Origin of the sequence: Streptococcus mitis, from assembly GCF_023109235.1 — a bacterium.
Taxonomy (GTDB): Bacteria; Bacillota; Bacilli; order Lactobacillales; family Streptococcaceae; genus Streptococcus; species Streptococcus mitis_DA.
In genome coordinates, this window is record NZ_JALDUC010000002.1 from 12,035 (window position 1) to 35,879 (window position 23,845).

The 23,845-nt window shown below is 39.5% G+C and carries 19 protein-coding genes; 14 read left to right on the forward strand and 5 right to left on the reverse strand.

The features are described 5' to 3' along the window. The first annotated feature begins 228 nt into the window (after window positions 1-228). The 12 genes from M1F55_RS01425 to M1F55_RS01480 all read left to right on the forward strand — a co-directional run bounded on the left by M1F55_RS01425 (window position 229) and on the right by M1F55_RS01480 (window position 11,955). On the forward strand, window positions 229-1,077 hold the full coding sequence (locus M1F55_RS01425) for a hypothetical protein (RefSeq protein WP_239682017.1): 849 nt from the start codon (window positions 229-231) through the stop codon (window positions 1,075-1,077). Continuing rightward, the gene (locus M1F55_RS01430) at window positions 1,074-1,271 is read left to right on the forward strand and encodes a hypothetical protein (protein ID WP_000658758.1); all 198 of its coding nucleotides are present in this window, start codon (window positions 1,074-1,076) and stop codon (window positions 1,269-1,271) included. The genes M1F55_RS01425 and M1F55_RS01430 overlap by 4 nt, the downstream gene beginning before the upstream one ends. A gap of 38 nt (window positions 1,272-1,309) precedes the next feature. Next, a complete protein-coding gene (pynA, locus tag M1F55_RS01435; RefSeq protein WP_023948175.1) occupies window positions 1,310-2,002 on the forward strand; it encodes a pyrimidine 5'-nucleotidase PynA in 693 nt (230 codons plus the stop codon). Between the two features lie 61 nt (window positions 2,003-2,063). After that, a complete protein-coding gene (locus M1F55_RS01440) occupies window positions 2,064-2,717 on the forward strand; it encodes a uracil-DNA glycosylase (RefSeq protein WP_000401338.1) in 654 nt (217 codons plus the stop codon). 9 nt (window positions 2,718-2,726) lie between these two features. Beyond that, complete coding sequence (locus M1F55_RS01445; protein WP_001135783.1) at window positions 2,727-3,191, forward strand: NUDIX hydrolase; 465 nt, start codon at window positions 2,727-2,729, stop codon at window positions 3,189-3,191. A gap of 12 nt (window positions 3,192-3,203) precedes the next feature. After that, on the forward strand, window positions 3,204-4,472 hold the full coding sequence (locus M1F55_RS01450; protein WP_049499932.1) for a dihydroorotase: 1,269 nt from the start codon (window positions 3,204-3,206) through the stop codon (window positions 4,470-4,472). A 41-nt stretch (window positions 4,473-4,513) separates the two neighbouring features. Beyond that, the gene (pdrM, locus tag M1F55_RS01455) at window positions 4,514-5,872 is read left to right on the forward strand and encodes an MATE family efflux transporter (protein ID WP_247947121.1); all 1,359 of its coding nucleotides are present in this window, start codon (window positions 4,514-4,516) and stop codon (window positions 5,870-5,872) included. A gap of 156 nt (window positions 5,873-6,028) precedes the next feature. Further along, window positions 6,029-6,997 carry a thiamine pyrophosphate-dependent dehydrogenase E1 component subunit alpha gene (locus tag M1F55_RS01460; RefSeq protein WP_084946544.1) on the forward strand — a complete coding sequence of 323 codons (969 nt, stop codon included), beginning with the start codon at window positions 6,029-6,031 and terminating at the stop codon, window positions 6,995-6,997. A gap of 15 nt (window positions 6,998-7,012) precedes the next feature. Then, window positions 7,013-8,005: an alpha-ketoacid dehydrogenase subunit beta gene (locus M1F55_RS01465; RefSeq protein ID WP_000448715.1), complete on the forward strand. Its 993-nt coding sequence runs from the start codon at window positions 7,013-7,015 to the stop codon at window positions 8,003-8,005. A gap of 108 nt (window positions 8,006-8,113) precedes the next feature. Then, window positions 8,114-9,157 (forward strand): dihydrolipoamide acetyltransferase, encoded by a 1,044-nt coding sequence (locus M1F55_RS01470; RefSeq protein WP_000752716.1) that lies wholly within the window; start codon window positions 8,114-8,116, stop codon window positions 9,155-9,157. Window positions 9,158-9,202: 45 nt separating this feature from the next. Then, a complete protein-coding gene (gene lpdA, locus M1F55_RS01475; protein WP_247947122.1) occupies window positions 9,203-10,906 on the forward strand; it encodes a dihydrolipoyl dehydrogenase in 1,704 nt (567 codons plus the stop codon). A gap of 59 nt (window positions 10,907-10,965) precedes the next feature. Beyond that, the gene (locus tag M1F55_RS01480; RefSeq protein WP_247947123.1) at window positions 10,966-11,955 is read left to right on the forward strand and encodes a lipoate--protein ligase; all 990 of its coding nucleotides are present in this window, start codon (window positions 10,966-10,968) and stop codon (window positions 11,953-11,955) included. Window positions 11,956-12,026: 71 nt separating this feature from the next. On the opposite strand, the gene xerS is transcribed toward M1F55_RS01480, so the two are convergent. From xerS to ylqF, 4 genes are all read right to left on the reverse strand, one after another. Next, window positions 12,027-13,097, reverse strand: coding sequence for a tyrosine recombinase XerS (xerS, locus tag M1F55_RS01485; protein WP_020903340.1), 1,071 nt, complete (start codon window positions 13,095-13,097; stop codon window positions 12,027-12,029). Window positions 13,098-13,657: 560 nt separating this feature from the next. Next, on the reverse strand, window positions 13,658-15,208 hold the full coding sequence (locus M1F55_RS01490; RefSeq protein ID WP_247947124.1) for a ClC family H(+)/Cl(-) exchange transporter: 1,551 nt from the start codon (window positions 15,206-15,208) through the stop codon (window positions 13,658-13,660). A gap of 16 nt (window positions 15,209-15,224) precedes the next feature. Beyond that, window positions 15,225-16,004: a ribonuclease HII gene (locus tag M1F55_RS01495; RefSeq protein WP_247947125.1), complete on the reverse strand. Its 780-nt coding sequence runs from the start codon at window positions 16,002-16,004 to the stop codon at window positions 15,225-15,227. After that, the gene (ylqF, locus tag M1F55_RS01500; protein ID WP_247947126.1) at window positions 15,991-16,842 is read right to left on the reverse strand and encodes a ribosome biogenesis GTPase YlqF; all 852 of its coding nucleotides are present in this window, start codon (window positions 16,840-16,842) and stop codon (window positions 15,991-15,993) included. Before ylqF ends, M1F55_RS01495 begins: the two co-directional genes overlap by 14 nt. A 569-nt stretch (window positions 16,843-17,411) precedes the next feature. On the opposite strand from ylqF, the gene relB reads away from it, so the two are divergent. Together relB and M1F55_RS01510 are read left to right on the forward strand one after the other, a co-directional pair. Then, complete coding sequence (gene relB, locus M1F55_RS01505) at window positions 17,412-17,699, forward strand: type II toxin-antitoxin system RelB/ParD family antitoxin (RefSeq protein WP_000105961.1); 288 nt, start codon at window positions 17,412-17,414, stop codon at window positions 17,697-17,699. After that, window positions 17,689-18,030, forward strand: coding sequence for a type II toxin-antitoxin system RelE/ParE family toxin (locus M1F55_RS01510; RefSeq protein WP_247947127.1), 342 nt, complete (start codon window positions 17,689-17,691; stop codon window positions 18,028-18,030). Before relB ends, M1F55_RS01510 begins: the two co-directional genes overlap by 11 nt. A 424-nt stretch (window positions 18,031-18,454) precedes the next feature. Here the strand turns inward: M1F55_RS01510 and M1F55_RS01515 are convergent, their stop codons facing one another. Further along, a complete protein-coding gene (locus tag M1F55_RS01515; RefSeq protein WP_247947128.1) occupies window positions 18,455-23,836 on the reverse strand; it encodes a ZmpA/ZmpB/ZmpC family metallo-endopeptidase in 5,382 nt (1,793 codons plus the stop codon). Between the last annotated feature and the right edge of the window lie 9 nt (window positions 23,837-23,845).

Here is a 23,845-nt window from a genome sequence, read left to right on the forward strand (position 1 = left end):
AGAAAAATCAAAATCATAATTTTGTTTAATATGGTATAATATTTCTAATAATTTAAACATAATGAGGTAGTAATTTATGGATGAAGTTTTATTTTTTGGAGAAGATGACTTCGATATTCTTGATATTGATGGCTATGAACTAAAACCCTCAGCTTTTTTAATAAGTTACCAGAAATAGCCAAACCTTTAGTCAAAAATGCTAATAAAATCTTATCTGAAGTAGAAAAAATGTTATATTCTGCTCCAGCCTTTATCAATGTTGTCCAATCTAGTATACCTGAAGAGGTTTTTCAGGCAATTCTTTCTCCAGAACAACGGGAAGCAATTGCTCAAGGAGTGTTAAAATTAATGACCAAGAAAGATGGCTCTCTCTTGGCGGTATTAGTAGATACTAATACTAATAAAGTCATTGGAAATGTACCATTGAAATCTGTTAAATTGACACCAGAATTAAATAAAGCGTTAGCTGATTATTCGTCACAAATTCAAATGGCTCAGATTGCAGAGGAGATTCAAAATGTACAATATGCTATTGAGGACGTCAGAAAAGGACAGGAGTCAGATAGACTTGCAATAGCCTATAGTTGTCAACAGAAACTCTTGCAAGCTAGAGAGATATCAGATCCAAATATTAGAACAATGATGTTACTGCAAGTTATTTCAGATGCAGAAGATAGTAGAAATCTCTTAATGCTTAGTCAAAAATCAAATGTAAATTTTATCAAAGAACAACCAGATTCTACTTGGGGTAAGTTATTAAAAGGGGATAAACCAGATAAAATTGAAGCTCGTATGAATGAGATTCGAGATGGATTAGCAGCTGTAAATATCGTTTCACTATCAGCAGCAATAGCTTATAATGAGTTGGGCGAGAAAAAAGCTGCTCAAAAAAGTTTGGATTACTTTGGGAAATTTATTAACGAAACTTATCTCAGTTCTCAGGAATTAGTAGAGAGACTTGATTTACTTGATCCTTCGCCTACAAATTACTGGACAAAAGAATTGCCAAAAATTGAAACTTCTATAATGAAATTGCCAAATAAAACAGATTCTATTGAGACAGAGGTGCTAGAATGAAAGAAATAAAAAAATGCAAGACATGTACTAGGGATTTACCATCAAGTTATAAGCACAATAAGTGCGAATCGTGTAGAAACAAAAAAATAGATGAAGCAAAAAAGATACTTAAAGTTGTTGGACAAGTTGGCAGTGTGGTTACTCCAGTTGTAGTTGGTATGTTGATGAATAAAACTAAGAAAAAGAAGAAATAAACTAATCTATTAAGTACCTAGAAAGGAAAACTCTCAAATTGTCCTACAAATTTCTACTTTTCGACCTTGACCACACTCTTCTTGATTTTGATGCTGCTGAGGATGTGGCTTTGACGCAACTTCTAAAAGAAGAAGGGGTTGCAGATATTCAGGCCTACAAAGACTTTTACGTTCCCATGAACAAGGCTCTCTGGAAGGATTTGGAGCAAAAGAAAATTAGTAAACAAGAGCTGGTTAACACGCGCTTTTCTCGTTTATTTTCTCATTTTGGACTGGAGAAAGATGGTAGTTTTCTAGCCCAACGTTACCAATTTTACTTAGCCCAACAGGGACAAACGATTTCTGGCGCTCATGAACTCTTGGACAGCCTCATCGAGCGTGATTATGACTTGTATGCTGCGACAAATGGCATTACTGCCATTCAGACAGGGCGTTTGGCTCAATCTGGTCTGGCACCTTATTTCAATCAAGTCTTTATCTCTGAACAGCTGCAAACACAAAAGCCGGATGCTCTTTTTTATGAAAAAATTGGTCAACAGATTGCAGGTTTTAGCAAAGAAAAGACGCTGATGATTGGAGACTCTCTAACCGCCGACATTCAAGGTGGCAATAATGCTGGGATTGATACTATTTGGTACAATCCTCATCAACTCGAAAATCCCACACAAGCCCAGCCAACCTACGAAGTCCATTCTTACCGAGACTTGCTGGATTGTTTAGATAAACTGTAAAAAGTGGTTTAGACAGCCACTTTTTGCTATAATAGAGGCAGTAAAAACGAAGGAGTCGGCTATGGAACACTCGTCTTGGCATGCTTTGATTAAGGAGCAATTACCTGAGGGTTATTTCGGGAAAATCAATCAGTTTATGAATCAGGTCTATGCTCAGGGGACTATTTATCCACCCAAGGAAAAGGTTTTTCAGGCTCTCTTGACAACACCGCTTGAAGAAGTTAAGGTGGTGATTCTAGGGCAAGATCCCTATCACGGGCCAGGTCAAGCGCAGGGCTTGAGTTTTTCTGTACCGGACTCTATCCCAGCTCCACCATCCTTGCAAAATATCTTGAAAGAATTGTCAGATGATATCGGGGTTAAGAAATCTCATGATTTGACAGCTTGGGCTGAGCAAGGAGTCTTACTTCTTAATGCTTGTTTGACAGTTCCGGCTGGACGGGCTAATGGTCATGCTGGGCAGATATGGGAGCCTTTTACGGATGCTGTGATTCAGGTGGTCAATCATCTAGATAGACAAGTCGTTTTTGTACTCTGGGGAGCTTATGCACGCAAGAAGAAGGCCTTAGTTACCAATCCTCATCACTTGATTATCGAATCAGCCCATCCCAGTCCTTTGTCAGTTTATAGAGGATTTTGGGGTTCCAAGCCTTTTTCCAAGGCCAATGCATTCTTAAAAGAAACAGGACAAGAGCCAATCGATTGGCTTAGATAAGGAGAAAATATGCCTCAGTTAGCGACGATTTGCTACATTGATAACGGGAAAGAACTGCTTATGCTCCACCGTAATAAGAAGCCAAATGATGTTCATGAAGGAAAATGGATTGGTGTGGGTGGTAAGCTAGAGCGAGGAGAGACACCTCAGGAATGCGCGGTGCGTGAAATCCTTGAGGAAACAGGGCTCAAAGCCAAGCCAGTTCTAAAAGGTGTCATCACTTTTCCTGAATTTACACCAGATTTAGACTGGTACACCTATGTTTTTAAGGTGACGGAGTTCGAGGGGGATTTGATTGACTGCAATGAGGGGACGCTGGAATGGGTTCCTTATGATGAGGTTTTGAGCAAGCCGACTTGGGAAGGTGACCATACCTTTGTTGAGTGGCTTTTAGAGGACAAACCCTTCTTTTCAGCTAAGTTTGTTTATGATGGGGATAAATTGTTGGATACCCAAGTTGATTTTTATGAATAAAGGAGAAAGCAGATGCTACTAATCAAAAATGGTCGTGTTATGGATCCCAAGTCTGGTTTGGATCAAGTGTGTGATGTCTTGGTTGAAGATGGAAAGATTATCAAAATTGCGCCTGAAATTAAAGAAGAAGGCGCAGAAATCCTGGATGCCACAGGTCTTGTAGTTGCTCCTGGCTTGGTTGATATCCATGTTCATTTTCGTGAACCTGGTCAGACCCACAAGGAAGACATCCATACTGGTGCCCTAGCAGCCGCTGCAGGTGGTTTTACCACGGTTGTCATGATGGCTAATACTAGTCCAACCATTTCAGACGTGGAGACTTTGCAAGAAGTTCTCCAGTCAGCTGCCAAAGAGAAGATTAATGTTAAGACGGTTGCGACCATTACTAAGAATTTTAATGGGCAAGATTTGACTGACTTTAAAGCACTCTTAGAAGCTGGAGCTGTTGGTTTTTCTGATGACGGTATTCCGCTTGAGAGCAGTAAAGTTGTCAAGGAAGCCATGGAGGAAGCTAAAAAGCTTAATACCTTTATTAGTCTTCATGAGGAAGATCCAGGTTTGAACGGTGTTCTTGGCTTTAATGAAAATATCGCTAAAGAACATTTCCATATCTGCGGTGCGACTGGGGTGGCTGAGTACGCTATGATGGCGCGTGATGTCATGATTGCCTATGCAACTAAGGCTCATGTCCATATTCAGCATTTGTCTAAGGAAGAAAGTGTCAAAGTAGTTGAGTTTGCTCAAGGGCTAGGCGCGCAAGTCACAGCAGAAGTAGCGCCACAGCATTTCTCTAAGACAGAAGCGCTCCTTTTGACACAAGGAAGCAATGCTAAGATGAATCCGCCACTTCGTTTGGAATCAGACCGTCGTGCCGTGATTGAAGGTCTCAAGTCAGGTGTCATCACAGTTATCGCGACTGACCACGCGCCTCATCATGCAGATGAAAAAAAAGTCGAAGATATTACCAAAGCGCCATCTGGTATGACTGGCTTAGAAACATCTCTATCTCTCGGATTGACTTATTTGGTCGAAGCTGGTGAGTTAAGCTTGATGGAATTACTTGAAAAAATGACATACAACCCATCCAAGCTTTACAATTTTGAAGCAGGTTATTTGGCTGAGAATGGTCCAGCGGACATCACTATTTTTGATGCTAAGGCTGACCGCCTTGTGGACTCCCATTTTGCTTCCAAAGCAGCTAATTCACCATTCATAGGTGAAACCTTAAAAGGGCAGGTTAAATATACCATCTGTAAGGGACAAATCGTCTATCGAAACTAGGTGGGAGTCTACTCTGTAAACAAAAAGAATAGAGAGCCTATATGTACCAAACCCATCATTTTAAAGACAAGTTTATCTTATTTTTAAAGATATTTTTCCCCATCCTGATTTATCAATTTGCCAATTATTCTGCATCCTTTGTTGATACGACTATGACTGGCCAATACAATACCATGGACTTGGCTGGTGTGTCTATGGCAACCAGTATCTGGAATCCTTTCTTTACCTTTCTAACAGGTATTGTGTCAGCCCTGGTGCCTATCATTGGTCACCATCTTGGTCGAGGCAAAAAGGAAGAAGTTGCGTCTGATTTTTACCAGTTCATCTATTTGGCCTTGGGTCTATCTGTGGTCTTGCTGGGGATGGTACTTTTCTTGGCACCACCAATCTTGAATCATATTGGACTAGAGGCACAAGTGGCAGCAGTAGCGGTTCACTATCTTTGGTTTTTATCTATTGGAATTATCCCCCTGTTGCTTTTTAGTGTCGTTCGTTCCTTGCTGGATTCTCTGGGCTTGACCAAACTGTCTATGTATCTCATGCTTTTGTTACTTCCTCTCAATAGCGGATTTAACTATCTCTTGATTTACGGGGCCTTTGGTGTTCCAGAACTGGGAGGTGCTGGTGCTGGTTTAGGAACATCCTTGGCCTACTGGGTCTTACTGGGAATTTCTGTACTGGTTCTATTTAAACAGGAGAAGCTCAAAGCCCTACATCTTGAGAAACGAATTCCGCTTAATATGGATAAAATCAAGGAAGGAGTTCGTTTAGGTCTGCCTATAGGGGGGACTGTCTTCGCGGAAGTGGCTATCTTTTCTGTGGTTGGCTTGATTATGGCTAAGTTCTCATCCTTGATTATCGCTAGTCACCAGTCAGCTATGAATTTTTCAACTCTCATGTACGCCTTTCCTATGAGCATCTCATCTGCTATGGCTATTGTTGTTTCCTATGAAGTGGGAGCCAAGCGATTTGATGATGCGAAAACCTATATTGGTCTAGGAAGATGGACAGCCCTCATTTTTGCGGCCTTCACCTTATCCTTTCTTTACATTTTTAGGGGAAATGTGGCCAACCTTTATGGTAACGACCCAGAATTTATCGATTTGACAGCGCGTTTTTTGACTTATAGTCTTTTCTTTCAGTTAGCAGATACCTTTGCGGCACCGCTTCAGGGAATTTTACGGGGCTATAAGGATACCGTTATTCCTTTTTACCTTGGTTTGGTTGGTTATTGGGGAGTAGCAATCCCAGTGGCTATGGTCTTTGATTCCCTAACAGATTTTGGAGCTTATTCTTACTGGATCGGTTTGATTATTAGTCTAATCGTGAGCGGGGCTCTCTACCGTTGGCGTTTAACTGTGATTATGAAGAGATTTGAATCTTTAGCAAAATCCAAATGATAAAAAGTTTGTGAAAAAATATTCTTAACGAGAAAATCCCTTATTCCTATGGGATTTTCTTTTTTAATTTGTGAAATTTTCTTGAGAAAAACTTTGACAGTGCTTTCTAAAAACGGTAAAATAGTAAGGTAAGAAGAAAGTTAGAAAGGCAAGAAGATGTCAACTTTAGATAAAAATCTTTTGCTAGAAATGTTCCGTAAGATGGAAGAAATCCGTCGTATGGACTTAAAAATTGCACAATTAGTAAAGAAAGGGAAAGTGCCAGGAATGACGCACTTTTCTGTTGGAGAAGAGGCAGCTAACGTGGGTGCTATGTTGGCTCTCAATCCAGATGATCTGATCACATCAAACCACCGTGGTCACGGGCAAGCTATTGCAAAAGGGATTGACCTCAATGGAATGATGGCTGAAATCCTTGGTAAATACACTGGAACCTGTAAAGGTAAAGGTGGATCTATGCATATCGCCGACCTTGATGCTGGTAACCTTGGTGCCAATGGTATCGTAGGTGGTGGTATGGGAATCGCTGTTGGTGCAGCCCTCAGTCAGCAAATGCAACATACTGGAAAAATCGTTGTCTGCTTCTTTGGAGATGGTGCGACCAACGAAGGTGTTTTCCACGAAGCAGTAAATATGGCTTCTATCTGGAACCTGCCAGTCATTTTCTATTGCATTAACAACGGTTACGGTATCTCTGCGGATATCAAGAAAATGACTAATGTGAAGCATATCCATCAACGTAGCGCTGCTTATGGAATTCCTGGAATGTTCATCGAAGACGGTAACAATGTCATAGATGTCTATGAAGGATTTAAGAAAGCTGTAGATCATGTTCGTGGTGGCAATGGTCCAGTCTTGATTGAAAGTGTAACTTATCGCTGGCTTGGTCATTCATCATCTGACCCTGGTAAATATCGTACCCGCGAAGAAGTGGAATTGTGGAAACAAAAAGACCCAATCGAAAACCTTCGCAAGCACCTCATTGAAAACACTATTGCAAGTGCCGAAGAATTGGAAGAAATCCAAACGCAAGTCAAGGAAGCAGTAGAAGCTTCTGTTAAATTTGCAGAAGAAAGTCCATTCCCACCGCTTGAATCAGCCTTTGAAGATATTTACGCAGACTAAGGAGAAAGAGATAAAATGGAAACAAAAACAATGTCCTTCCGTGACACCATTATCCTTGCTATGTCTGAGGAAATGCGTCGCGATGAAAATGTGTTCTTGATGGGAGAAGACGTCGGTGTCTTCGGAGGAGACTTCGGAACTTCTGTTGGAATGCTTGAAGAATTTGGTCCAGAACGTGTTCGTGACTGTCCTATTTCTGAAGCTGCCATCTCTGGAGCAGCAGCCGGAGCAGCCATGACAGGACTTCGTCCAATCGTTGATATGACCTTCATGGACTTCTCGGTTATTGCCATGGACAATATCGTCAACCAAGCTGCTAAAACACGTTACATGTTTGGTGGTAAAGGTCAGGTTCCAATGACTGTTCGTTGTGCAGCTGGTAACGGAGTTGGTTCTGCAGCCCAGCATTCACAATCTCTAGAGTCTTGGTTCACTCATATCCCAGGACTTAAGGTTGTAGCACCAGGTACGCCTGCGGACATGAAAGGACTGCTTAAGTCTTCTATCCGTGATAACAACCCTGTTATTATCCTTGAGTACAAGTCAGAATTTAACCAAAAAGGGGAAGTACCAGTTGATCCAGACTATACGATTCCACTTGGAGTTGGGGAAATCAAACGTGAAGGTACGGATGTAACAGTTGTTACTTATGGAAAAATGCTTCGCCGTGTGGTTCAAGCAGCTGAAGAATTAGCAGAAGAAGGAATTTCTGTTGAGATTGTTGACCCACGCACCCTTGTTCCGCTTGATAAGGAGATTATCATTAACTCAGTTAAGAAGACTGGTAAAGTTGTTCTGGTTAACGATGCCCATAAAACAAGCGGCTATATCGGAGAGATTTCAGCTATTATTTCAGAATCGGAAGCATTTGACTATCTAGATGCACCAATCCGTCGTTGTGCAGGAGAAGATGTGCCAATGCCTTATGCACAAAATCTAGAAAATGCAATGATTCCAACAGTTGAAAGCATCAAAGATGCAATCCGAAAAACTTATAACAAAGAATAGAATTACATAAGATAAGTTATGTAAAAAAATAAAGCTGACGAGAAACTTTGTATCTTTTAGGTACGGAGCTCTTCGTCCTTAATATCTTAGTATAGAATTGGAGAGGTCATGGCTGATGACAAGCTAAGAGCGACTCCTGCGGCTAGAAAGTTAGCGGATGATTTAGGGATCAACCTCTACGACGTTTCTGGCTCAGGTGCAAACGGTCGTGTCCACAAAGAAGACGTGGAAACTTATAAAGACACAAACGTGGTTCGCATTTCGCCACTTGCAAAACGAATTGCCCTCGAACATAATATTGCTTGGCAGGAAATCCAAGGAACCGGTCATCGTGGTAAAATCATGAAGAAGGATGTTTTGGCCTTGCTTCCTGAAAATATCGAAAACGATACCATCAAGTCTCCTGCTCAGATTGAAAAAGTGGAAGAAGTTCCTGATAACGTAACACCATACGGTGAAATCGAGCGTATTCCAATGACACCAATGCGTAAGGTTATTGCCCAACGTATGGTTGAATCTTACTTAACTGCGCCAACCTTCACCCTCAACTATGAAGTTGATATGACTGAAATGTTGGCTCTTCGTAAGAAGGTTCTTGAGCCAATCATGGAAGCAACTGGGAAGAAGACTACTGTAACAGACCTTCTTTCACTTGCAGTTGTTAAGACTCTTATGAAACACCCATACATCAACGCTTCATTGACAGAAGATGGCAAGACCATTATCACTCACAACTATGTCAATCTTGCCATGGCAGTTGGGATGGATAATGGATTGATGACACCTGTTGTTTACAATGCTGAGAAGATGAGTCTTTCAGAACTGGTTGTAGCCTTCAAGGATGTCATCGGTCGTACCTTGGATGGTAAATTGGCTCCAAGTGAACTGCAAAATTCAACCTTCACAATCAGTAATTTGGGAATGTTTGGTGTTCAGTCCTTTGGTCCTATCATTAACCAACCAAACTCAGCTATCCTTGGTGTGAGTTCGACAATCGAGAAGCCAGTTGTAGTCAATGGTGAAATTGTGATTCGCCCAATCATGAGCCTTGGTTTAACAATTGACCACCGTGTCGTAGATGGTATGGCTGGTGCTAAGTTTATGAAAGACTTGAAAGAATTGATTGAAAATCCAATCTCAATGTTGATTTAAGTACAAGAGTATTCATTTTTAAGATATAGATAAAGGAAGGAAGACATGGCCTTAGAAGTAATTATGCCAAAAGCCGGCGTGGATATGACAGAAGGACAAATCGTCCAATGGAATAAAAAAGTCGGAGAATTTGTAAAAGAAGGAGAAATCCTTTTGGAAATCATGACTGATAAAGTCAGCATGGAATTGGAAGCCGAAGAAGATGGGTACTTGATTGCTATCCTCAAAGGGGACGGTGAAACAGTCCCTGTAACGGAAGTTATCGGTTACCTTGGCGAAGAAGGGGAAAATATCCCAACAGCTGGAGCAGCAGCGCCAGAAGCTAGCCCTGTACCTACAGCAAGTGCTTCAAACGATGATGGTAAGAGCGATGATGCTTTTGATATCGTTGTGATTGGTGGAGGTCCTGCTGGTTATGTTGCAGCCATTAAAGCTGCCCAACTCGGTGGGAAGGTTGCCCTTGTTGAGAAATCTGAACTCGGTGGAACCTGCTTGAACCGTGGATGTATCCCAACTAAAACCTACCTACATAACGCTGAAATTATTGAAAATATCGGTCATGCTGCAAATCGTGGTATTGTGATTGAAAATCCTAACTTCACTGTTGATATGGACAAACTCCTTGAAACCAAGTCTAAGGTAGTCAATACTTTGGTTGGTGGAGTTACTGGTCTTCTTCGTAGCTACGGAGTTACTGTTCATAAAGGAATTGGTACCATTACTAAAGACAAGAACGTCTTGGTAAATGGCTCTGAATTACTTGAAACCAAGAAAATCATCCTTGCTGGTGGTTCAAAAGTCAGCAAGATCAACATCCCTGGTATGGAATCTCCACTTGTCATGACCAGCGACGACATCCTTGAAATGAACGAAGTACCAGAAAGTCTTGTTATCATCGGTGGTGGTGTTGTCGGTATCGAACTCGGTCAGGCCTTCATGACATTTGGTTCAAAAGTGACTGTTATCGAAATGATGGACCGTATTGTGCCAGCTATGGATGCAGAAGTGTCTAAGAACCTTCGCTTAATCCTTGAGCGTAAAGGAATGACCATCTTAACTGGTACTAAACTGCAAGAAATCATTGAGGAAAATGGTCAACTTCGTATCAAGGTTGAAGGAAAAGACGATATCATCGCAAATAAAGCTCTTCTTTCAATTGGTCGTGTGCCAGACCTTGAAGGTATTGGAGAGGTTGAGTTTGAATTGGATCGTGGACGTATAAAGGTCAACGAATACATGGAAACTTCTGTTCCAGGAATTTACGCACCAGGTGACATCAACGGTACTAAGATGTTGGCTCACGCAGCTTTCCGTATGGGTGAAGTTGCCGCTGAAAATGCCCTTAAAGGAAATCATGCTGTTGCCAAGTTGAACTTGACTCCAGCAGCTATCTACACTCTTCCTGAAGTAGCAGCAGTCGGTTTAACAGAAGAACAAGCCCGTGAGAAATATGATGTAGCCATCGGTAAATTCAACTTTGCTGCTAACGGTCGTGCAATTGCATCTGATGCTGCTCAAGGTTTCGTTAAAGTTATCGCAGATAAGAAATACGGAGAAATCCTTGGTGTTCATATTATCGGTCCTGCAGCTGCAGAATTGATTAACGAGGCATCAAGCATTATCGAAATGGAAATTACTGTTGAAGAAATGCTGAAGACTATCCACGGACACCCAACCTACTCTGAAGTGATGTACGAAGCATTTGCAGATGTTTTAGGAATGGCCATCCATTCACCTAAGAAAAAATAAAAGAAAGATAGAATAGACTGGAAAATATCTTTCCAGTCTCTATCGTATAAAGGGATATCATGAAATATATTATCAATCATTCAAACGACACTGCCTTTAATATTGCCTTGGAAGAATATGCCTTTAAACACCTTTTGGATGAGGATCAAATCTTCCTACTTTGGATTAATAAGCCATCTATCATTGTTGGTCGTCACCAGAACACTATCGAAGAAATCAACCGTGATTATGTTCGCGAAAATGGTATTGAGGTGGTCCGCCGTATTAGTGGTGGTGGAGCTGTTTACCACGATTTAAATAACCTCAACTACACGATCATCTCAAAAGAAGATGAAAACAAAGCTTTTGACTTTAAGAGCTTCTCAACTCCAGTTATCAATACTTTGGCTCAACTTGGGGTTAAAGCTGAATTTACAGGCCGTAATGACTTAGAGATTGATGGTAAGAAGTTCTGTGGCAATGCCCAAGCCTATATCAATGGCCGTATCATGCACCACGGTTGCTTGCTCTTTGACGTTGATTTGTCAGTCCTCGCAAATGCCCTTAAGGTTTCAAAAGATAAATTTGAATCAAAAGGTGTGAAATCTGTTCGTGCTCGTGTGACCAATATTGTCAATGAATTACCAGAAAAAATCACAGTTGAAGAATTCCGTGATTTGCTCTTGGAATACATGAAAAAAGAGTACCCAGAGATGACTGAATATGTCTTTTCAGAAGAAGAATTGGCTGAAATCAATCGCATCAAGGATACTAAGTTCGGTACTTGGGACTGGAACTATGGTAAATCACCTGAATTTAACGTCCGTCGTGGAACAAAATTCACTAGTGGTAAGGTGGAAATCTTTGCTAATGTTCTCGAATCAAAAATCCAAGACATCAAGATTTATGGTGACTTCTTTGGTATTGAAGACGTTGCTGCAGTAGAAGATATCCTTCGTGGGGTGAAATACGAACGCGAAGATGTCCTTAAGGCACTGGAAAGCATCGATATCACACGCTATTTCGCTGGTATTAGCCGTGAAGAAATTGCTGAAGCAGTAGTTGGATAAATCAAAAAGAAGTTGGTTGTAGGACCAGCTTCTTTTTAAAACCATATATTACATAATTTATTTTATGTATTTCATAAACTATCTAGAGCATTCTTTTGTTCATCATTAACGATATGGGTATAGAGGTCAGTGACTTGTGTACTGGCATGTCCTAGCTGATGGCTGACCAAAACTTGCGATTTAGTCGCATCATAGAGCCTGGTTGCTAGGGTATGGCGCAGTTTGTGGGGGGTTACACGCACTTTGAAGTCCTCAGAGTACTTAGCAACCATCTTTTCCACACTGGAAGCATCGATACGATTAGGAACACCTCTGTAGAGTGTCAAAAAAAGGGCTGTATCTGTTTTTTCTGTCTTATAGCGTTGATTACGAATGGCTAGATAATTCTCTAGATAAGGTTTTGCAAAGGCAGCAACATTGACCGAATCACGTTTGCCACCTTTTCGAGTGACATCGATAACCATCATTTTTAGATTGAGATCTCTTATATCTAGATTAACTGCTTCAGACAAGCGAACACCGGACGCCAAGAGAAGAGCAATAATGGCCAAATCACGTTCTTTATTTTTATTAAATGAAGATAGGGCGCGATTTGAGAGCTGTTGTGGGTAATCTTGGTCGATATAAGTTAGAAAACCTTCTGTTTCATCACCTAGAAAGAGCTTTTGTTTGATGTTTTCAGCTCTGGCAGCAAGTGTTTCTTTCTTTTTTTTGGTTGAAACTTTTTTCATTACATTACGATAAAAATAAGGTTCCCCCTGATCGTTTTCGACTTCCTCGGTTAGATACTTATAAAGACTGGAGAGAGCTGACAAGGTTCGATTGATAGTTGTCTGAGAAACTCCTTGCTTGGTTGTATTAGCATTCAGCAAAGGGCGTTCACGTAGGTAAAGAATAAAAGATTCCATGTCTTTCTTAGACATATTTTCCAAGACAGATAAAGAAATATCAGATATTCTATCGGCGTTTGAGATACCAGACTCTAAAACCCAGCTGAAAAATCGATCATATTCCTTGAGGTATTCGTACAAGGTTGTAAAACTGTAAGGTACAGCCAGCTTAGATTGGTAGTATTCAAGAACATACCAGGGCATGATTTGTTTTAGTTTGTCGATTCGTTCCAGTAAAATCTCACGTTTCATGTATTTTCTCCATAAATAAGTCTACTAGTAGTATAGCATAGACTTATTTATTTTTCAAGAAAATTATAGTTTTTCAGAAAGATGTTATAGAGTTTTTTTAAAAGTGATAAAAAGACTTAGACCTACAAACAAAACAGATCTAAATCTTTGGAGTTATTATTGTGAATCATTATCTAGTGCTTTTTCTAGTTTCCAAATACTAAACCAGAATGAAATAGTCAACAGAATAAAGAAAATAATAAAGAACTCACCCACTAAACTTCTGTTAATACTACACAACTGAAGAGCTATATAAGGAGCTATGAGATACAAAATACATTGTATAATTGCTATTGTTTTCTTTTTCATGATTTTAATCTTACTGTAAAGATTTGATACAGTAAACTCCTTTCTAGCTTTATGCTTTATCATTTCTAACTTGATTATAGTCTTATTTTTACCAAAGTTCAATTACTTGTGTGTGAAATATACTATCTGTAAAAAAATAACCGATCTCATTGCTGAGAATCGGTTTTCTAATTTATTTAATAATTTACATAATTTAAATTATGTAATATACTCTACAACAACAAATCCTTGACTTTTCCAATTTCACTTTTTGGAATCACCAGGTGGATCATATCCCCCAGATACATTCTGGTTGAACCGTTAACGGTTTGGCTTTTTCCATTATGAACTTGGGTTGTGATAAGGACATTGTGTGGTAAATTGAGTTCGTGTACTTGTTTCTCAGCAATTTTGTCTGATACAGGAATTTCAATGAGAGTGACTTCTCCTTCATCTGTCGCTTCTTCTGGCAGCATTTTTTCCAACATAGCCTCATAGACTGGTGCCCCCTTGAGTAGATCCATGATGATGTAGGCGACCAAGGTTACTAATCCAAGTGGCATGAGGTTGCGAATATCTCCTACCATCTCAGTTACGAGTATCATTGCAGTTAAGGGAGCCTTGGATATGGCTCCAAAATAGCCACTCATTCCCAAAATGACAAATATTGGGAATTGATCTTGACTGACAAGTCCAAGATTGACACAAATAACACCAACTAGCGCACCAAGTAAGGACCCAAGCGCCAAAATTGGTAGGAAAATTCCACCTGGAAGGCCACTTCCATAACTAATCATGCTCCAAATAAAGCGAATCAAAAAGTAAGCTAATAGAACTTGAAAACTAAAATCTTGCTCAGTTAGGGAAAGAACAAGTTGATTTCCACCACCAAGGATTTGGGGTAAGAAGATTCCGACTGGTATGATGAGAATGAAGGCCAGAATTGGATAATAAGCTCTATCTAAACGTATTTTTTGACCAAGCCAATCATAAACTCGACCAACATTGAGCACAGATTTCTCATAGAGAAAACCAGATAGTCCAAGAAAAACTCCCATAAGGAGGTAAATCCAATACTGGTCTAGGGTCATGAGTGGGATGTTGTCTGGCATATCCAGTACGGGTGTTAGGCCAAATATGAGCAAAGAGACAAAGTTTGCTACGAGACTAGCTGCTAGAGTTGAGACCCAGAAAAAGCGTGAAAAATGGTGATAGACTTCTTCTACAACAAAGAGAAGTCCTGCAATAGGTGCATTAAAGGCTGCAGCTAGACCAGCTGCAGCACCACTAGCAATCAAGGACCGTTCCTCAACTGGACTGGATTTGAGCCACTGGGCAATACCTTTACCACCAACTGCTCCAAGTTGAATACTGGGTCCTTCACGTCCTAGCATGAGTCCGCTGGCAATAGCCAAAATTCCTAGGATATATTTTTTCCAAAGAACTCCCCACCAGTTGAGGGTCATGAGGCCTTTCAGTTCGGCTTCGACTTGAGGAATTCCTGAGCCTTTGATATCTTTCTCTGACCGTGTTAATTTAGCACTGAGCCAACAAACTATTAAATAAAATAGACCAATGATAAAAAGATTGCGCACTAGATGCGCTTGATCTTGATAAAGTCCTTGTATCAGGTGGAAGCCTTTTTCGATTAAGAAACGAAAGGATCCAACGATAATTCCAACAACGAGACCAACAATGATTCCTCTTCCAACTTGGGATAATATGGTACTCGAGGCAAAGGCAAATTCTTTCTTGGAGCTGAGTGTTTCTGACTGTTCCTCCATAATCATTCCTTCTAACTTAACTTTCTTTTTCTCCTGAAACCAGCGATTTAACGGGTTCAAAACTGGTCCGGTGAATTGAGGTAACTCCTAGTTTTTCCAGTCCTTCTAGGTGTTTAGCAGTTCCATATCCTGCATTAGCAGAGAAATCATAGCCAGGGAACTGCTGATCGTATTCCTTCATCAATTCATCACGTGTCACCTTGGCTACTATAGAAGCTGCTGCAATCGAGAGGGAGTTGGCATCTCCTTTGATGATGGATGTTTGTGAAATTGGTAAATCCAGTTTCATGGCATCTATCAAAAGGTGTTCAGGTTGAGGACTGAGCTGGGAGATTGCTTCCTTCATAGCTAGTTTGGTTGCTTCATAGATATTGACTTGGTCGATGACCTGATTATCCATGACTCCAATGCCGATTGATAAGGCTTGGTCTTGGACAGCTTGGAAAATCTCCAGATGTTTCTTTTTAGGAATTTTCTTGCTGTCATTTAGGCCTTTAATCTTACAATTTTTAGGTAAAATAACAGCTGCAGCGACTACAGGCCCAGCCAGAGGACCACGGCCGACCTCATCAACACCAGCAATTAAGGTCAATCCTTGCTTATAAAGTTCCTTTTCGTAGGAAAGCATGGATTCCAAACGAAGATCCTCATCCAATTCTGCCTGAATAGCTTTTTTACGCTTGCTGATTTCCTTTTGAACTCCAGAGCGATTATCCTTTTCAAGCTCTAAAAAAATAGGGCTTTCTAACTCCTTGACCGTTGCAAGTAGTTCTTTGATCTCTTTAATCGTCGCCATTGAGGTCTTCCAATGTATCTAAGGTATAGTTACCGAGTTTGCCGTCGCGGACTTCCTTCACGAAGAGACTGTAAAAGCGGTCATAGTCATCACGGAAACCGAGGGCGCGGGTCATATCCATAATAATAACAGGCACTTCTTCCTCAATTTTCATTTGTTTGAAGCGTTCAGCCAACTTTTCTGGATAATGTTCTTTGAAATAATTGAGACCAAAAATAGTTACCTCATCCATAGGAAGCAACTGGTCTTTGATAGCTCCAGTCAAGGCCAATTTCAGTGCAACAGTTTCATCTTCAAACTTAGGCCAGAGAATACCCGGTGTATCCAAGATTTCCAAGTCTTTATTGGTTTTGAGCCATTGTTGCCCCTTGGTAACACCTGGTTTATTGCCGACAACGGCAATTTTTTTACCAGCCAAACGGTTCATGAGAGTTGATTTACCAGCATTTGGAATTCCAATAATCATGGTACGCAAGGTTTCAATTTTGATGCCGCGTTCCTTTTGGCGAGCAATCTTATCCGCCATGAGTTTCTTGGCCGCATCTGTTACAACTTTTACAGTCACTTGCTCTTTGGAGTTGATAGCTAGCGTCTGGATTCCTTGTGATTCAAAATATTGACGCCATTCCTTGGTCATTGTTGGATCAGCCAAGTCTGCCTTATTTAAAATCAAGAGTTTTGGTTTGTCACCAACAATCTTGGTCAACATAGGATTTTGACTAGATAAAGGTAAGCGTGCATCCACCAAAATCGTCACAAAATCAACAAATTTTAAATTTTCCTGAACCTGTCGACGTGCTTTAGACATGTGACCAGGAAACCATTGAATAGTAGCCATTGAGTTTTTTCCTTTCGTAGCAAGGGTTTAGAGCCCCTATTTTATTATCGTTTGAACATAGAAAATTTTAAAATGAATGATGTCCAAACAGTTCTTGTTTTATGACATAGAAATCTAATTTATATTATATCATGCCTTCTCTATTTTGTCTGCTCTTGTTTCCAGATTAAGAAACTTTTGAATTCGATTAAAATTCCAATCTTTTGCTATTCACTCATTTATCTTTCCACAGAACTGAGCATAATGAAATAAGAACGAGACAAATCAATCGGGAAACTCAAATTAATTTCTAGCAATATTTTAGAAGTCATTGTCTACTATGCTAGATTCTACATACTCTAGCGAAATGAAATACCAATCGAACATATTCATTGCGAAATAGAAACCAATTTCTAATATTTTTTAAAACAACAGTGTGCTATTCTAAACCAAATAAACTATAAACTATAAACTATATATTATAATTAAATTCAAAAAGAACTGCCAATGCTTATTTTCCCCATACTTGACTTTCTCTATCTTTTTTTGTAAGATATGTGTAATACAACAGCGTTACAAGGAGAAATACTATGTCAACACTTACACGAGACCGAGTTTATAACTTCCGAGTCAATAACCAACTATTCGAAGAAGCAAAAAATATTCTAGAAAGTAAAAACATCAGCCTTTCAGATGCACTCAACCTTTTTGTAGAACAAATAGTCCTTGAAAAAGGTCTCCCAATTAAGACAGCCGACCAACTCAAAGCAGAAGTCTTCCTAGGCGAACTCAAAGCAGAACTAGATAAAGGCTACCAAGACATCATCGAAGGACGTCTCTACGACGCAGACGAGGTCTTTTCAAAGTATGGACTATAAAGTACGCTTTACAGAACAAGCTAGACAAGACTTAGACGATATTTTCAGCTATTACTCCACAGAGTTCAGTGAAAACATAGCCAAGAAAGTCATCACTCGCCTCCAACAAACCAGCAACCTACTCACGTTCTCACCAGAGGGTGGTATTAACTTTGATCATAAAATCGGATACTCCCTCTATCCAGGAAACACGCTCAGAATGATTGTCTCTAAACAATACCTACTCTTTTACCTCATTCATGAAAAAGAAGTCCATATCCTGAGAATTATCAATTCACGCACCGACTACCTAAACCAACTCGACCACCTCTTTCAATATATCCAAGACTGAGAAGTAAGCTCTCAGTCTTTTTATCTACTGCAAATCGCTTGCAGATGAAAAATCATAAACAAGAATTTTTTATAGTTATAGTAGATTGAAATAAGATGTGAACAAATTAATTAGGGAAATCAAATTAATTTCTAGAAATGTTTTAGCAATCGCAGCGTACTATTCTACATTCAATATGTTGTATTATCAAGGTGCAATACTTTTTACGAGGTTCTTATGTCCTCTTCTTGTTTCAATTGACTATAAAAAAACCACACAATGTTTCTTTCAGCTTAATTGAGTATAAAACTGAAATCACTATGTGGTTTTTTGTCTCGCACCTAACGGAGCGAGTCGGACTAATAGTCACATAAGAAAAAACATAGAGTCTGAAACATTTTTGATTCAAACTCTATGTTTATATTCATCTCTTATCTATCTGTTTTTACTTAAACAATTGATTAAAGAAACCGTCTGTGTTTTTAAGAAGAGCTTTAAAGACTTTTTCTTTGAGTGCAACAGTGTGTGAGAAATCACCTGATTTCTTTAAATCTTCCTCAACCGCTTTAACAAAGATATCCTTCAATTGTGTATAGTTGGTAATTTGTTTACCGTCAATTTCAATAGTAGTAAATCCTTGCTCTGCTTTAGCTTTAACGTCGTGATACCAATGTTTCTTCCAGTCTTCTAGGTTTGAGAATTGGTTGTCTGAAACCTTTTTAATAATGAAATCATCACCCAATCTACCCTGATTTTGTTTATCAGCTTCACCTTGGTATTTACTAGATACATATCCGATAAATCCATTTGCATAGCCAAAGTAACCCCACATACGGAAGGCATTATGCTTGAATGATAATGAACCTGGAGCACCTTTGCTTGTATTACCACCATAAATACCAGCCATCATTTGAACATTAACATATGCCGAATTAGGCGTGAAGTCCTCTGGTCGGAACACCCTATTGCCAGGATTATTATGTCTAGTCATAAAGTTATTATCAACCAAATCATCAATACTTGCCAATGACTTAGTTTTCTCTCCATCATTTAGGTCACGAACTTTATCCCATTGGTGTGGAGCAGTTAAATTATTTAAACCATCAACATGTCTGTCGACCCTGTCAATTTTCTTGAACCACTTGCTATTATCACCATTTAATTTTGGAAGTACAGCATCTGCTTCAACATAATCCAACATCATTAACGCTTCATTGTAGTTCTTCATGTAGCGGTCAATGTCATCACGTGTCTTTAATTTGTCAGGATCTGGGTTGTACCATTGGTTACCATCATTTGGACGATGATAAGCCATGTTAAGACCTAAAGCTCCATATTCACCATTGGTTGTCGATTTATCTGGTGTTTGCAACATACCTTGAGCATAAGCTTCAACGTCTGTACCCTGACGATGTCTATGACCACCGAAGTAAAGCATCCTATCGTTAACGTGTGTTGTTTCGTGAGTGAAGGCTGAAATACCAAATGGACTAATCATATCCGTCACCATAAACAAGACCTTGTCATCGTTATTTGGATTAGGGAATATTGAAGCCATAGCGCCCATACGTCCGTCTCTATCATGGTGTCGCCATGTTGGACCATATAATTCACGAATTGGGGCTACAGGGTTACCCTTATTGTCAAATCCTCGACGACCTACAGGAGAACCATTGTATGTCTGATTATCCCATACAGGTGTCGGAACCATTTTCTCACTCTTAAGCAATCTATCTCGTACACTTGGCAATGCTAAACGTGACCAGAAGTCAAGGTAAGTTTGTTGTGCGTGAGCAACCTTATCAATTTCTTTTTTGAATTCATTTCTAGCTTCTTCTGTATGTTTACCGTATTTCTCAAATGAACTATAAGCCATCGTATTGTATGTTGAAATTAAGAACATATGTGCATCTTTCAGTGTTAGAAGTGGTAAAATCATACGTCCATGAACACCGTTATCTAAACCATCGAATACACGATGCCGTTTATCTTTCAACTCTGTATTTGTTGTCTTAGGTTCTGAAACATAAACATTTTTAGCAGAATGGATAAACCAATCGTTAATGTCTTTATCCTCAGTGAATAAACGCATGTTGTATTCTAGGAAGTTACGAAGACTACCTTTACCAGTATTACCTGCAATGATTTCACGATAAGCATCTTGAGTTCGATCACCCTTCAAGTTCTTTTCACTCGAACCAATGTTGATGAGTCTGTCAATAACACTTGGTGACTTACCATAAAAGTCAGGTTTGAACATCATGATGTTTTTGATACTCATACTGTTGTCAGTATACTTAATGTTATAGTAACGGTTCAAGTAAGATAGAGCCATCATAATTTTCGCTTTATTATCGTCAATTTTCTTCACAAGTGCTTTCATCGCAGCTTCGTCACTATTCAATTGATGATCTTCATTTTCGACTAAAGCTTTCACAAATTTATCAAGATTGTCTTTGACGTCAGTAAAGCTTTCTTCTAGATACAAATCAGCTGGATTTCCAATAATTTTACGAACATCTTGCGAATCGTATGTGACTGAAGATAACTTCTCTTTCACATCTGCAATCAGTTTCACACGATCTTTCTCAACCATGTTTGGTGTATAAACAACGTTTTGTCCAGCGATGGCATATTCACGAACTTGTTTCACTTTAGAATCAGCATTCTTAGTAACATCCATTTCTTCCTTAGTACCATCAGCATAGTGAACCATAATCTTATCAATATCTGATAAGTCAGTTACAAATTGTCCGTCTTTCATACCAGTAACAGAAAGAACTTCTTTCTTAACTAAGTTTGATTCTTCAACCAACTTGTTACCTTGATTAACAATCCACTCTTTGTTATAGAACGGTTGAAGTTTATCGATATTACGATAAGCCAGATCTCGATCTACTTTATAGTCTTGAGTTGTCTTGTACTCATCTTCTTTTCTTGTTATACGATTTAAGCGATTTACCAAAGGTTCGTTGATATCAAAATCTTGCGCTGTAATACCTAACATCGTAATTTTGGCATCTGCTTCTGACTGTGAAATTGGTTTGATACGATTATGTTCTTTAGCACGAGCATAAGATATCGTACCTTCACTCACACCATTAACTATATAATTTCCTATTACATTATTTGCTACCCAATATGGGTCATCATTCATATCGCTAGAACCATAGAAAATTTCACCCTTCTTAACTTTCATCATAGATACGACTTCCCTAATATAACCATGATGACTCAAACGCCCAACAGCACCGCCGACTTCAACAGGAGTTTCTACCTGAATGGTACCCTTCACAACCCCTTTCTTGACCGCACCTTCAACACCAACTTTATTGTTATCCCCACCATTTTGTGTCGAATAAGCAATACCCGCAGCCTTGGCTTTCTTGCCAATAAGATTTGCGTTAACGTACGCGCGTTCGACTAGTCCTTTCCAGTTTTCTCCAACGATACCGGTCAAGTATTGTCCACCATCTCCGATAGCGGTTACGTTACCGATAAAGGCCACATTTCTGAGTATACCTTGGTTATCAATCTTATCAATAAATCCAGATACCCAGTTTCTACCTAATACGTTACCAGTCACTTTGACATCTTCAATTTTAGCGCCGCCTTTAATAGTGTCGGCAATCGGAGCAATTCGGTCTGCCCATGGCATATCGATGTTTACATTCCCAAGATTTACTTTGGTTACTGTACCACCGATAACATTGCCAAATAACGGACGTGACAAGTTATGAATGGTATAATGATTATCACCATCACTCAAGAGCTTACCTTTGAAATCTTTCGTAACATATGATTTACCAAATGCTGATACATTTGTGGCATTAAGGTCAGCACCCAATTTAAACTCGCCATTTGGATGTTCTTGCATATCTCTCACAAGTTCATTGAAATTGTAATATACATTATTAACTTTTGGAACTGGTTTTTCCATATAATGCACATACTTATTACGAACCTTCGTTGGGTCTGTATGTTGAATCAAATCTTGCGCTTCAGCAGTGATTTTATAAAGTTTTTTACCTTCTTCTGTCACCTCTTCAATAGAGTCAACAGCTAAACGAGTTACCTTATTATCGCGACTAGTGATTTTCAAGTACATTTTTTTAACATCTTCATCAGATGGTTTTTCAGTCATGAAATCACTAGGTGTTTCAGTACCATCGTCATTTACCTTCACTAAATTAGTAGATGCTATATTTTTAATTTCAACTTTTTTCAACTCTAAACGTAAAGGTTTTTCGTCCAATTTAGAAGTTTCATCACCTTCACCTCGATTATAAATCATTGTTGTTGAAATCTTATAATCTTTGAATAAATCCAAACCTTGAACAGCATCTGTCAATTTTTCTTTAGATAAGTCAACTCGCTTAACAACAGTATTTCCATCCTTAATCTCAGCTATAATGCTCTTGATTTCAGCATTACCTGTATTTTCAAGAGTGTAATCCAATTTAGCTGAACGATCCATCGCATCTTCTGTAATCTTATCCAAAGTCAAAGTGGGTGCAACTTTTGTAGTATATTCAGGTAACTCAGCTTGTACTTCAGGTTCACCCTTTTCTGTGACTACTGCTTCTGGTAAGGCCGGTTGAACTTCAGGTTCTCCTTTTTCAGTCACAACAGCTTCTGGTAATGCTGGCTGAACTTCAGGTTCACCCTTTTCTGTGACCACCGCTTCTGGTAAGGCCGGTTGAACTTCCGGTTCCCCTTTTTCAGTCACAACAGCTTCTGGTAATGCTGGCTGAACTTCAGGTTCCCCTTTTTCAGTTACAACAGCTTCTGGTAATGCTGGTTGTACTTCAGGTTCTCCTTTTTCAGTTACAACAGCTTCTGGTAATGCTGGCTGAACTTCAGGTTCCCCTTTTTCAGTCACAACAGCTTCTGGCAACGCTGGTTGAACTTCAGGTTCTCCTTTTTCAGTCACAACAGCTTCTGGCGACGCTGGTTGAACTTCCGGTTCACCCTTTTCTGTGACTTTAGCTTCGGGTAAGGCCGGTTGAACTTCAGGTTCACCCTTTTCTGTGACCACCGCTTCTGGTAAGGCCGGTTGAACTTCCGGTTCACCCTTTTCTGTGACTTTAGCTTCGGGTAAGGCTGGTTGAATCTCAGGCTCGCCTTTGTCGGTTACAACTGCTTCGGGTAACGATGCTTGAACCTCAGGTTCACCTTTATCTGTTATTACAGCTTCTGGTAACACTGGTTGAACTGCGGGTTCACCCTTTTCTGTAACTTTAGCTTCGGGTAAGGCTGGTTGAATCTCAGGTTTGCCTTTGTCTGTCACAACGTTGGGCTGCTCAACTGTCGAAACAGTTGGTACCGGAGAAACCGACGAAACAGTTCTATCATTAAGCTCCAAGTAACCAACATATCTGTAACCAGAAATTTGCAACACACCATCACGTCCAGATTCATGGATGTTAGCATTCAAATTAAGTGCTGAAGCAGTTGATAGTGTAACTAAACCTGCCGCCCCTACAATCAAAAATGTAGCTATTTTTTTATTTCTCTTATCTTTTGTAATGATTATAACAAGACAACCAATGGTCAATAAACCAAATACAGTCATAATGGATTGTGATTGACCAGTATTTGGTAGTTCGTCTTTCTCATAAACTAAGGCATATGATTCTTTTGATTCGTCAGGTCTACCTTGTTTGAGTTGATCACGTTCAGTTTGTGTCAAATTACTATAATCTAAGTAATGATAAGTCGATGCACCAACAACTGACGGTGCGAATAAAAGACTTCCCAAGAATACCGAACCAACAATACCTTTTATTTTCCTAATGGAAAATTTATCTTTTTTTAATAATGACAATTATAATCC